We start from the raw sequence: 11,976 nt of genomic DNA, 5'->3' as shown, positions 1-11,976 counted from the left end.
TTTGCAATTATAAAAATTACCTTTGCACTTTAAAAAAATACTGATATGCCTGACGAAACGATACGCTCAAATAGTGAAGTAGTACTCATTGGAGCTGGAATTATGAGTGCAACCCTTGGAGTAATTTTGAAAGAATTACAACCGGATATTAAAATTGAAATTTACGAAAGACTTGATATCGCTGCTGCGGAAAGCTCTGATGCTTGGAACAATGCAGGTACAGGACATTCTGCTTTTTGCGAATTAAATTATACTCCCGAAAAAGAAGATGGTACGATTGATCCTAAAAAAGCCATTAGTATAGCAGAATCTTTTGAAGTTTCCCGCCAGTTTTGGTCTTATTTAGTACAACAAAATAAAGTTCCGTCTCCTGATAATTTTATCAAAAGTGTGCCTCACATGAGTTTTGTTTGGGGCGAAAAAAACGTAGAATACCTTAAAAATCGTTTTGAAGCGCTGCAAAGCAATCCGATTTTCTCTCAAATGACTTTTAGTTCAGAGTTTGAACAACTAAAAAAATGGATGCCTCTTGTTATGGAAGGCAGAGAGCCCAATGAGAAATTAGCGGCTACTCACATGGAAATTGGTACCGATGTAAATTTTGGTGCCTTGACAAGAAGTATGTTCAATTATTTAGAAAAATTAGATGGTGTCAGCTTACATTTTAATTGTGAGGTTAAAAAATTAAGACAACGTGAGGATAAATCATGGAGGATTAAAATTACAGATTTAGGAACAGGAAATACGAGAAAAGCCTACACCAAATTTGTATTTATTGGTGCAGGTGGTGGTTCATTACCTTTGCTGGAAAAAGCAAATGTTCCGGAAGGAAATGGTTATGGCGGTTTTCCGGTTAGTGGTCAATGGCTAAAGTGTACCAATCCAGAAGTTATTGCAAAACATCAGGCAAAAGTTTATGGAAAAGCCAGTGTTGGAGCACCTCCGATGTCTGTTCCGCACATTGATACACGTGTAATTGATGGTGAAAAAGCACTTCTTTTTGGCCCTTTTGCAGGATTTTCGACCCGTTTCTTAAAAAACGGATCGTACTTAGATTTACCTTTATCTATTAAAGCAAACAATTTGATTCCGATGTTATCAGCGGGATATCGCAATATTCCATTGACTAAATATTTGATAGAGCAAGTTCGCCAATCACCAGAGGACAGGATAAAAGCTTTACGCGAATATTTGCCAACGGCACGTTCTGAAGATTGGGTATTAGAGAAAGCTGGACAACGTGTGCAAGTTATAAAAAAAGATGAAAAAGAAGGCGGTATCTTAGAATTTGGAACCGAAGTAATTAATACGCACGACGGAACTTTGGCCGTTTTATTAGGAGCTTCTCCCGGTGCATCAACAGCAGTTTCGATCATGATAGATTTGATAAGCAGATGTTTTGCCAATCAAATTAAAACCCCAGAGTGGGAAGCGAAGATGAAAAACATGATTCCTTCTTACGGACAAACTTTAAATGATAAGCCAGAGCTACTGGCCGAAGTTAGAAAGCATACTTCAGAAGTTTTAAAACTTAGCAACAATTAGAATTAATTTTTACTTTATAAAAGCAATATATCCAGACTAATTATCTGGATGTATTGCTTTAAAATCTTGGGTTATTTTAAGTATTTTTTCAGATAGATTGCTCATCCAGATCAATTGTTCAATGACCATTTGGGCTTCTTGCATTTTTGCTTGTCGGGTTTCTTTGTCTAATTCGTCATCACTGGCCAAGCGAGTAAAACTTTTGCGTTTCATTTCTTCAAATTGCAAAGTCAGATCTTCTTTGTCAAAAAAAGTATCGGTAAGTATGGTTTGGTTTTTTAAAGTTGCAATCGAATGATCTAAATTCAAAAGAATCGTTTTTATGATGTAATTAAATGATTCTGAGGCAGATGTTGTCTTGTGTGATTGAATGTATGTGGATAAGGAAGCTAGGGCAGAGAGTACAGAATGATTAAGTACAACCAATTTATTGACCAATGGTAATGTTTTTTGCTTTGATTTTGGTTCTTGCATCATACGCTGAAACGAGGTCATTAAATTACCAATTTCTACAAAAGCGTGCTTTCTGGCCAATCTGTACGAGGTAGGAACTTCTCCTTTTTTATTATAAAAATCTGCAATTTCTTTAAGGTAATTTCGATTGGCTCGAATGGCATTTTCAATATGAATGGGAGTGTTAATAAATTCCCATGCAGGCCACAAAAACTGATTGGCAAAAAATGCCAAAATGGCTCCTGCAAGCGAATCTAAAATTCGAAACTGAATTACTTCGACAATATCGGTGACCAAAATACCATAAATAAAAACGACATACATGGTTACAAAAGTTGCGCTAATTTTGTAATTTATTTGCGTAAAAGAAATCCCCAATAACATGCAAATAATCGAAAAAATACTCAGCGCCACATGATTCTGAATGACCGAAACGATTCCAAAGGCAATTAATCCTCCTAAAACAGTTCCGAAAATTCTATTATAAGAACGTTCTTTCGTAAGTCCGTATCCTGGCCGCATGATCACGACAATGGTCAGTAAAATCCAATACACGTTTTGAAACGGAAGAAATATTCCTAAAATAAAACCAATCAAAATTGTAATCGTCAGCCGTAAAGAATGCCTGAAAATAGAAGACGAAAAGCTTAAATTTTCGATAAGAGTATTGAGCGGGTAATATTGAGGTGTTAAGAATTTTTCGAGTTCTTTGTCCTTGTCTTTAAGTTTGTAAGACTGCATTGCGAGCGAAAAGGCTCGTTGTATAATCTTAATTTTACTTACCTGATTCTTAGCATATTTTAGCATATTGGTTAGCATCAATACACCTTCGGAAGCTTTTTCTTTACCTAAGCTTTTTTCATAATCAAAAATGGCAAACTCAAGCGCATCAAGTTCGTTTTTTAAATCATTTTTATCAACGTAGACGGAGATGCTATGTACATTTTTAGAAAGTTTTTTTAAGGTCGAAGCCAGTTTGTAAGCGACATTCTGGTAAGTTCTTAGAACATCAGGATGTTTGTCAAACTTTTCGTTAATTTTACTGTGATCAAATGAAGTATACAAAGCCAACTCCTGAATTTCGACCAGAGTGATAAAAACCAGCAGCATTTTTCGATTCTGACTGTTGATCGAACTATTTTGGTTACCAATCAATACTTTTCTAAGGTCTTCGTGAATTAGATTGAGTTCGACCTGAAGATTCAACTGTTTTTCTATAATGGCCTTTCTATTGGCTTCAGGACTCCATAAATCGCCTCTTAGTTTTAAGTATTTTGCCGTAAGTTTGATACCTTCTGCAATCTGCAACTCGACATATTTATAAGGTTGTATAAAATGAAATACCAGAGAAACAATTAAATATAAAATGCCTCCTGCAAAAATGTAACCAGAATATTCTAGTGCTTCCCAACCTTTATGTAAATGTCCGAAAGATAAAGAAATCGAAATTAAAGCCGAAAAAGACACCAAAGTGGCTCGCTGCCCATATACCGAAATCATAGAACATAAAAAAAGTAAGAAGCCTAAAAAAGGATAAAATACAAACGGATATGGATATGCAAAATTGACTAATAAATTGACACCGGAAACAATAAAAGAAGCTACGATCAGTCCTTTTATTTTATGACTTAAAGTACTCGGAATATCACTTGGATAGGTAAAAAAAGCACCAAGAGCAATGGTAAAACCAATTTCAAAATGTCCTAGAAAATGAAATAGCAAAACGGGTACAACTGAGGCGATTGTTACTTTTAAGGCATTGATGAATGAGGTGCTATTGGTAAATTTTAAGACGTGATCAAACATATAAAAACAGGTTGGTAAGCAAAGGTAAGAATTGTACGAATTAATTAGGCATAATAATTGCTTTGATTTTCAGAGTTAGATAAAAATGAGATTTAATATAGGGTTTGCAATTATTCATTGACTAATTTTTACTATTTTTGCCAGCTGAATTCGGCTTAATAAATTCAGGGCTTTCGATAGATAATTCATAAAAAAAGACAAATGATTTTACCAATTGTAGGATATGGTGATCCAGTTTTAAGAAAAGTAGGAGCGGTAATTGCGCCCGACTACCCAAACTTAAAAGAGACAATAGCAAATATGTATGAGACGATGTACAATGCTTACGGAGTAGGTCTTGCTGCACCACAAGTAGGGATGGCATTGCGTTTGTTCGTTATTGATACGACTCCTTTTAGCGATGATGAAGATTTGGATGCCGATGATCAAAAAGATTTAAAAGGTTTCAAAAAAACTTTTATCAATGCCAAAATCATAAAAGAAGAAGGTGAGGAGTGGAGTTTTAACGAAGGATGTTTGAGTATTCCTGATGTTCGTGAAGATGTTTACAGAAAACCAACCGTTACAATTGAATATTGTGAGGAAGATTTTGTGATGAAAACGGAGGTTTTTGATGGTTTGATTGCCAGAGTTATTCAGCACGAATACGATCATATTGAAGGAATTTTATTTACGGATAAAATATCATCACTAAAAAAGCGTTTGATTCAAAAGAAATTAAAAAATATTACCGAAGGCAAAACATTTCAGGAATACCGAATGAAATTTGCCGCCGCTAAAAAAGGAAGATAATCGTTCTAATTTTTATTAGAATAAAAGATATATAAAAACCAAATTCTTAATACTAATTATAATAAACATGAATTTAGACAAAATTTTAGCCATTTCTGGGAAACCAGGTTTATATGTATTGAAAATGCAAACTCGTACAGGTTTTGTGGCAGAATCATTAACAGACGGTAAAAAAATTACTGTAAACCTAAAAAGTAACGTAAGTTTATTGTCTGAAATTTCAATTTATACTTACGAAGGCGAAAAACCTTTAACAGAAGTAATGCAACGCATTGCAACAAAAGAAAACAAAGGTCAGGCGATGTCTCACAAAGAAGACAACACTGCTTTGGCTGGTTATTTTAAAGAAATTTTACCTGAATACGACGAAGAAAGAGTTTATCCTTCTGATATTAAAAAAGTATTAAACTGGTACAATACGCTTCAGATAAAAGGTTTGGTAACAGATGAAGCTCCTGCAGCAGCTTCAACAACTGAAGAAATCGTAGCTGAAGAACCAGCAAAAAAGGCGCCTGCCAAAAAAGCAAAAGCCAAAAAAGAAGAATAGTAAGTATTACTTTCAAAATATAATAATCCTGTTAAGATGTTTTCTTAGCAGGATTTTTTACTTTTACATTATCAGGATTACAACTTAAAAAAACTTCAAAATGAGCAAAGAACTTCAGCTAAAGGCTTTCGAGAGATTATTAATTATCATGGATGAGCTGCGTGATCAATGCCCTTGGGATAAAAAACAAACCTTGCAGACCCTGAGGCATCTTACTATTGAAGAAACTTATGAATTGGGCGATGCAATTTTGGACAATGATTTAAATGAAGTAAAAAAAGAGTTGGGTGATCTGTTGCTGCATATTGTTTTTTATGCAAAAATAGGTAGTGAAACCAATGATTTTGATATCGCAGACGTGTGCAACGAGATTTGCGATAAATTAATACATCGTCATCCTCATATTTATAGTGACACTGTCGTGAAAGATGAAGAGGAAGTCAAACAAAATTGGGAAAAACTGAAACTTAAAGAAGGTAAAACGTCTGTTCTGGAAGGTGTTCCGAGAAGTTTACCTGCTTTGGTAAAAGCAAGCCGAATTCAGGATAAAGTAAAAGGAGTTGGTTTTGATTGGGAAGAGCCTTACCAAGTTTGGGAAAAAGTACAAGAAGAATTAGAAGAATTGCAAGTGGAGGTAAAAAGCGGTGATCAGGATAAAATTGAAGCTGAATTTGGCGATGTTTTGTTTTCGATGATCAATTATGCCAGATTTCTAAATGTAAACCCTGAAGATGCTCTGGAACGCACCAATAAAAAATTTATCAAGCGTTTTCAATACTTAGAAAGCAAAGCAGGCGAGTTGGGTAAACCCTTGATGGATATGACTTTGGCAGAAATGGATGTCTTCTGGAATGAAGCAAAAAAGTTATAATTGTTCTGCTAGTTTTTTTAATGCTTTTACGTCTTTAAGGACAATTTTTTTACCAACTAATTCAATCAATTTCAGTTTATTAAAGTCAGATAATAGTCGAATACAACTTTCGGTGGCGGTACCAATCATACCTGCCAATTCCTCTCTTGACAGCTGAACTATCAATGTTTCATCAGTATTTTCGCCAAAAGAATCGTGTAAATACAATAATGTTTCAGCCAATCTTTGTTTTACTGTTTTTTGAACCAGTGCAATTTTATCGTTTTCAGATTCTTTCAAATCTTCGCAAATAGATTGCATCAAATTCATCGAAAACTGATTGTTATTATTAAAAAAATCAATGATTTCGGTCTTCGGAATAAAACAAACTTCCATATCAGCCAGTGCTTTGGCACTTAGGTTGGCAGGTTCGTTGCTTATCATCGATCGCTGCCCGAGAAGTTCTCCCGATTTTACCAATTTTATAATCTGATCTTTACCGTTGGCACTCAATTTAGATAGTTTTCCAACACCATCTTTTACACAAAAAACGCCGTTGGTGATTTCTCCTTCTTCAAAAATAGCATCACCTTTCTTTATTTTTCGCGTCGTTTTACTATTCGCCAATTTTACAACTTCTTCTTTATTCAATGCTTTTAGAGAAGAAAGTTGCCTTACGATACATTGATCACACTTGTTCATAGTAAAATTTGTTTACTGCAAAATTAACTAATATTAGAAGTCCACGAGTAATTGTAGCATAAAAATTTAAAATTATTTCAAAAGGAAATTTTACTCTCCTCTTTTTTCAAAATCAGGACTACAATTTATAAAGTTACGCAGTATGATAAATGTCATATTAATAATGCCTTCATTTTATAATATTTGCTGCAGTAAAAAGCCAGATTATGAGTGAGCAAAGTTGTTTTCATTGTGGGTTAACCATTCTTAAAAATGAAGAAATCGATTTTGATGAAAAAAAGTTTTGTTGCCAGGGTTGCAAAACGGTTTACGAGATTTTTAGTCTCCACGATTTAACGTGTTATTACGATTTTGAAAAATCTCCAGGTGCCACTCCGCAGGATATTCAGGGTAAATATGACTTTTTAGACAGTGAAGCTATTTTGTCTAAAGTTCTCGAATTTCAGGAAGGAAATACGGCCATTGTATCACTAAATATTCCGCATATTCATTGCAGTTCATGCATTTGGATTCTCGAAAACTTAAACCGAATTCAATCTGGAATTAGCTCTTCACAAGTTAATTTTCCGGAAAAAAAAGTACGAATTACGTTTGATTCTGATCAGGTTTCGCTCAAGTCGATTGTTTATATGTTAAGTTCAATTGGTTATGAGCCTTATATTAGCCTTGAAAATTACGAAACGGGTCAAAAGAATGTAGACAGAACACTGACCTATAAATTGGGTATGGCATTTTTTTGTTTTGGGAATATTATGCTGCTTTCGTTTCCCGAATATTTCGAAATAAAAGAGTTTTGGCTCGATAATTATAAGCCTTTTTTCAGAGGGTTAATTTTTATATTATCCTTGCCAAGCCTTTTATACTCGGCCAGTGATTATTATGTTTCGGCCTATAAAAGCATCAAATCAAAGATGTTAAATATTGATATTCCTATTGCTCTTGGTATTATTGTCATGTTTGTACGAAGTACTTTTGATGTAGTGATGAACTACGGATCGGGCTTTTTTGATAGTTTGACAGGTCTGATTTTCTTCATGCTGCTAGGTAAAATGTTTCAAATTAAGACCTATAGTTTTTTAAGTTTTGAAAGAGACTTTAAATCCTATTTTCCTATCGCCGTGACCAGAATCAATTTGGATGCATCCGAAGAAAGTGTTCCTATTTATGATGTCGAAAAAGGCAACAGATTACTCATTCGAAATCAGGAATTGATTCCAGTTGATGGTATTCTGATCAGTGAAAAAGCCGAAATCGATTATAGCTTTGTAACAGGCGAAGCAGTTTCTATAGAAAAAAAATCGGGAGATAAAGTTTTTGCGGGAGGAAAGCAAATTGGTAAAGTTATCGAGATGGAAGTCTTGTTTTCGGTTTCGCAAAGTTACCTGACGCAATTGTGGAGCAACGAAATTTTTCAGAAAAAAGTACTTCAAAAACACAAAACAATCACCGATGCAATTAGCCGTTATTTTACGCCCATTTTATTATTGATCGCCTTTGCAGGTTTTGGTTATTGGATATTTTTTGATGCCAATATCGCTTTTAATGTTTTTACAGCGGTACTGATCGTGGCATGCCCCTGCGCTTTGGCGCTCACAGCTCCGTTTACCTTCGGAAATATTTTGAGAATTCTCGGTAAGCAAAAATTATATCTCAAAAATGCTTTGGTTATCGAGCAATTAGCAAAAGTAGATACCATTGTTTTTGATAAAACCGGCACTATTACCACCATTAAAAAATCGGATATCACGTATGAAGGTGTTTCTTTTTCGGATGAAAATTTAATCGTTTTGAAGAATGTTTTACGGGCTTCAAATCATCCGTTAAGCCGAATGCTATATGACTTTTTGCCCGAAACTAAAAAACTGAAAATTGATGATTTTGAGGAAATTACCGGAAAAGGAATTGTCGCTTCTGTCGAAAATGAGACGATTCAAATTGGTTCTGCATCCTTCGTGGGTGCCCCAATCTTGTACGAGTCTCAAATAGAGAAGACGGCTCTTCACATCAAAATAGGAGGTATTTATTGCGGTAAATATACTTTTAAAAATCAGTATCGTGACGGACTCGAAAAATTGTTTTTCGCTTTAAGCGAAAAGTATCAAATCAAAGTACTTTCTGGGGATAATGATGGCGAAAGAGCCAATTTAGAAGCAGTATTGCCCAAAAATACCGAATTGATATTTAATCAAAAGCCAGAACAAAAGCTCGAATTTATAAGACAATTGCAGGAAAAAGGGCAAAACGTGATGATGGTGGGCGATGGTTTAAACGATGCCGGAGCTTTGGCACAAAGTAATGTTGGTATTTCAATATCCGAAAATGTTAACGTTTTCTCTCCCGCTTGCGATGCCATTTTAGATGCCTCAGAGTTTTCGCGATTGGATTATTTCCTGCAATTATCTCAGGACTCGATTAAGATCATCAAAATGAGTTTTGTCTTATCGCTGCTGTACAACGTTATCGGGCTTTCTTTTGCCATAACCGGTAATTTACTGCCTTTGGTGGCGGCAATCATTATGCCGTTGAGTACAATAACGATCGTGAGTTTTGTAACACTAATGAGTAATTTTTACGCTAGCAGGAAATAAATAAACAAATGATAATGAGATTTTTGTGTTTGTTTTTTTATAAATGGAGCCTATTATCTTGACTATGATAAATATCATATTTTAATCGATCATAAGCAGGTAATTTTGTTAACATAAATTTAAGTTATGAGTGTCATTTATTTATTAATTACAGTAAGTATTTTTATCGCCATTTGTTTTTTTATTGCCTTTATCGTAGCAGTAAAATCGGGACAATATGATGATGATTATACTCCTTCGGTCAGAATGCTTTTTGACGACGAAACCAAAATTACCGCACCAAATATTAATTCATCAACAGAAGAAAAACAAGTTTAATTATGGAAATGGAACAGTTTTATTACGACAACAAAATTGTAAAAAAATTCATTTATGCTACTATCCTTTTCGGAGTAGTCGGGATGTTAGTGGGTCTTACTCTGGCATTAATGTATCTTTTTCCCAACATGACTGATGGGATTTCGTGGTTAAGCTACGGGCGACTAAGACCTTTGCATACCAATGCAGTTATTTTTGCCTTTGTAGGAAACGCTTTTTTTGCGGGAATGTATTATTCACTGCAGCGATTGCTAAAGGCCAGAATGTTCAGTGATTTTTTGAGTAATCTTCACTTCTGGGGATGGCAGCTCATTATTGTTGCTGCAGCGATTACCCTGCCGCTAGGATACACTTCTTCTAAAGAATATGCCGAATTAGAATGGCCTATCGATATTGCTATAGCGCTCATTTGGGTGGTAATGGGGATCAATATGATTGGTACGATGTTGCGCCGTAGAGAACGTCATTTGTATGTTGCTATATGGTTTTATATTGCCACATTTGTTACAATTGCCGTTTTGCATATTTTTAATAATATAGAACTTCCAGTTTCGGCCTTAAAAAGTTACTCAGTTTATGCAGGAGTTCAGGATGCTTTGGTGCAATGGTGGTACGGGCATAATGCCGTAGCATTCTTTTTGACTACACCATTTTTAGGATTGATGTATTATTTTGTTCCTAAAGTGGCAAATCGCCCAATTTATTCGTATCGTTTGTCAATTATTCACTTTTGGTCTTTAATCTTTATTTATATCTGGGCGGGACCACACCACCTTTTATATTCTGCTTTACCCAACTGGGCACAAAATTTAGGTGTAGCTTTTTCTGTAATGTTAATTGCTCCTTCATGGGGTGGTATGATCAACGGATTGTTGACGCTAAGAGGTGCTTGGGACAAAGTTCGTGAAGAACCGGTTTTGAAGTTTTTTGTAGTAGCGATTACAGGTTACGGAATGGCAACTTTTGAAGGTCCGATGTTATCATTAAAAAATGTTAACGCCATTGCACACTATACAGATTGGATTGTCGCACACGTGCATGTAGGTGCTTTGGCTTGGAACGGATTTATGTCTTTTGGGATTATTTACTGGTTGATTCCAAGAATGACAAAAAGCAAATTGTTCTCTAATAAATTGGCTAATTTTCATTTCTGGATTGGTACTTTGGGAATCATTTTTTATACGCTTCCTATGTATGTGGCAGGTTTTCAGCAGGCTTCGATGTGGAAACAGTTTAATCCAGATGGAACGCTGAAATATGGGAATTTCCTTGAAACAGTAACGACAATTATGCCCTTGTACTGGATGAGAGCGATAGGAGGGACTTTGTATTTAATCGGAATGTTCATTTTGGTATACAATATTATCATGACCGTTAGAAAAGGTCAGACTATTGAAGATGAATTGGCACAGGCTCCAGCATTGCAAAAAATCAGTAAAAGCAGAATTGGTGGAGAAAAATTCCATAGCTGGTTAGAAAGAAAACCAATTCAGTTAACGATTCTGGCTACTGTTGCCATCTTAATAGGCGGTATCATTCAGATTATTCCAACTTTGATGGTAAAATCTAATATACCTACGATTTCTAGTGTAAAACCATATTCACCACTGGAATTAGAAGGACGTGATTTATACATTCGTGAAGGTTGTGTAGGATGTCACTCTCAATCGGTTAGGCCGTTTAGAAGCGAGGTAGAGCGTTACGGACCACAATCAAAAGCAGGAGAATTTGTATACGATCATCCATTTCTTTGGGGATCAAAACGCACGGGACCAGATTTGTTACGAGTAGGAGGTAAGTACAATGATAACTGGCATTTTAATCATTTCTGGAACCCTCAGAGTATTTCTGCAGGTTCGATCATGCCAGGTTACAAATGGCTGTTTGATAATAAACCGATGGATATTTCTTTGACGCAAAAGAAAATGCAAGCTATGGTTACATTAGGAGTACCTTATTCTCCAGAGGAAGTTGCAAATGCCCAAAAAGCATTACGAGCACAGGCAATTTCGATAGAAAAAAACCTTGAAAACGATCCTGATTTTGTAAAAAGTTATGAGGATAGTAAAAAGAAAGCGGCTGCCAAAGGCGAAAAATTTGTTCCTATGAACGAAAGAGAAATTGTAGCATTAATTGCTTATATACAAAGGCTGGGAACAGATATAAAGGTCAAAAAAACTACTAATAACTAGGCTATGTTTGAACAAATAAAACACAATATGGAGACCATTTCGGGTATCGAAGTCTATCCCATTCTATCGTTATTGATTTTCTTTTTCTTTTTTGTGGGATTAGGTTTCTGGGTTTTCTCTTATAAAAAGGAGAAAATTCAGGAAATGAGTGAGATTCCATTAGATGAAAATCATATTGTATAA

Annotated in this window: 10 protein-coding genes; 8 read left to right on the top strand and 2 right to left on the bottom strand. The window is 35.1% G+C overall.

Annotation, left to right across the window (positions count from 1 at the left end):
• Positions 1 to 45 precede the first annotated feature (45 nt).
• Positions 46 to 1,545, top strand: coding sequence for a malate:quinone oxidoreductase (locus J3495_RS05920; RefSeq protein WP_210665652.1), 1,500 nt, complete (start codon positions 46 to 48; stop codon positions 1,543 to 1,545).
• A 36-nt stretch (positions 1,546 to 1,581) separates the two neighbouring features.
• On the opposite strand, the gene J3495_RS05915 is transcribed toward J3495_RS05920, so the two are convergent.
• Positions 1,582 to 3,804, bottom strand: coding sequence for an FUSC family protein (locus J3495_RS05915; protein WP_210665651.1), 2,223 nt, complete (start codon positions 3,802 to 3,804; stop codon positions 1,582 to 1,584).
• 201 nt (positions 3,805 to 4,005) lie between these two features.
• On the opposite strand from J3495_RS05915, the gene def reads away from it, so the two are divergent.
• The 3 genes from def (at position 4,006) to mazG (ending at position 6,014) form a co-directional block, all read left to right on the top strand.
• On the top strand, positions 4,006 to 4,596 hold the full coding sequence (gene def, locus J3495_RS05910; RefSeq protein ID WP_210665650.1) for a peptide deformylase: 591 nt from the start codon (positions 4,006 to 4,008) through the stop codon (positions 4,594 to 4,596).
• Between the two features lie 67 nt (positions 4,597 to 4,663).
• Positions 4,664 to 5,143: a DUF5606 family protein gene (locus J3495_RS05905; protein ID WP_210665649.1), complete on the top strand. Its 480-nt coding sequence runs from the start codon at positions 4,664 to 4,666 to the stop codon at positions 5,141 to 5,143.
• Between the two features lie 100 nt (positions 5,144 to 5,243).
• A complete protein-coding gene (gene mazG / locus J3495_RS05900) occupies positions 5,244 to 6,014 on the top strand; it encodes a nucleoside triphosphate pyrophosphohydrolase (protein WP_210665648.1) in 771 nt (256 codons plus the stop codon).
• Here the strand turns inward: mazG and J3495_RS05895 are convergent.
• The gene (locus J3495_RS05895) at positions 6,009 to 6,695 is read right to left on the bottom strand and encodes a Crp/Fnr family transcriptional regulator (protein WP_210665647.1); all 687 of its coding nucleotides are present in this window, start codon (positions 6,693 to 6,695) and stop codon (positions 6,009 to 6,011) included. The genes mazG and J3495_RS05895 overlap by 6 nt on opposite strands.
• 206 nt (positions 6,696 to 6,901) lie before the next feature.
• Between J3495_RS05895 and J3495_RS05890 the strand changes: the two genes are divergently transcribed.
• From J3495_RS05890 to J3495_RS05875, 4 genes are all read left to right on the top strand, one after another.
• Positions 6,902 to 9,283, top strand: coding sequence for a heavy metal translocating P-type ATPase (locus J3495_RS05890; protein ID WP_210665646.1), 2,382 nt, complete (start codon positions 6,902 to 6,904; stop codon positions 9,281 to 9,283).
• Between the two features lie 126 nt (positions 9,284 to 9,409).
• Positions 9,410 to 9,601 (top strand): cbb3-type cytochrome oxidase assembly protein CcoS, encoded by a 192-nt coding sequence (gene ccoS / locus J3495_RS05885; protein ID WP_210665645.1) that lies wholly within the window; start codon positions 9,410 to 9,412, stop codon positions 9,599 to 9,601.
• Positions 9,602 to 9,603: 2 nt separating this feature from the next.
• Positions 9,604 to 11,793: a cytochrome-c oxidase, cbb3-type subunit I gene (gene ccoN, locus J3495_RS05880; protein WP_210665644.1), complete on the top strand. Its 2,190-nt coding sequence runs from the start codon at positions 9,604 to 9,606 to the stop codon at positions 11,791 to 11,793.
• A gap of 3 nt (positions 11,794 to 11,796) precedes the next feature.
• Positions 11,797 to 11,976 carry a CcoQ/FixQ family Cbb3-type cytochrome c oxidase assembly chaperone gene (locus J3495_RS05875; RefSeq protein ID WP_210665643.1) on the top strand — a complete coding sequence of 60 codons (180 nt, stop codon included), beginning with the start codon at positions 11,797 to 11,799 and terminating at the stop codon, positions 11,974 to 11,976.

The organism is Flavobacterium geliluteum, from assembly GCF_017948595.1.
GTDB classification, from domain to species: Bacteria; Bacteroidota; Bacteroidia; order Flavobacteriales; family Flavobacteriaceae; genus Flavobacterium; species Flavobacterium flavipigmentatum.
Note: the sequence above shows the minus strand (reverse complement) of the source record. Positions and strands in the feature narration are given on the sequence as shown.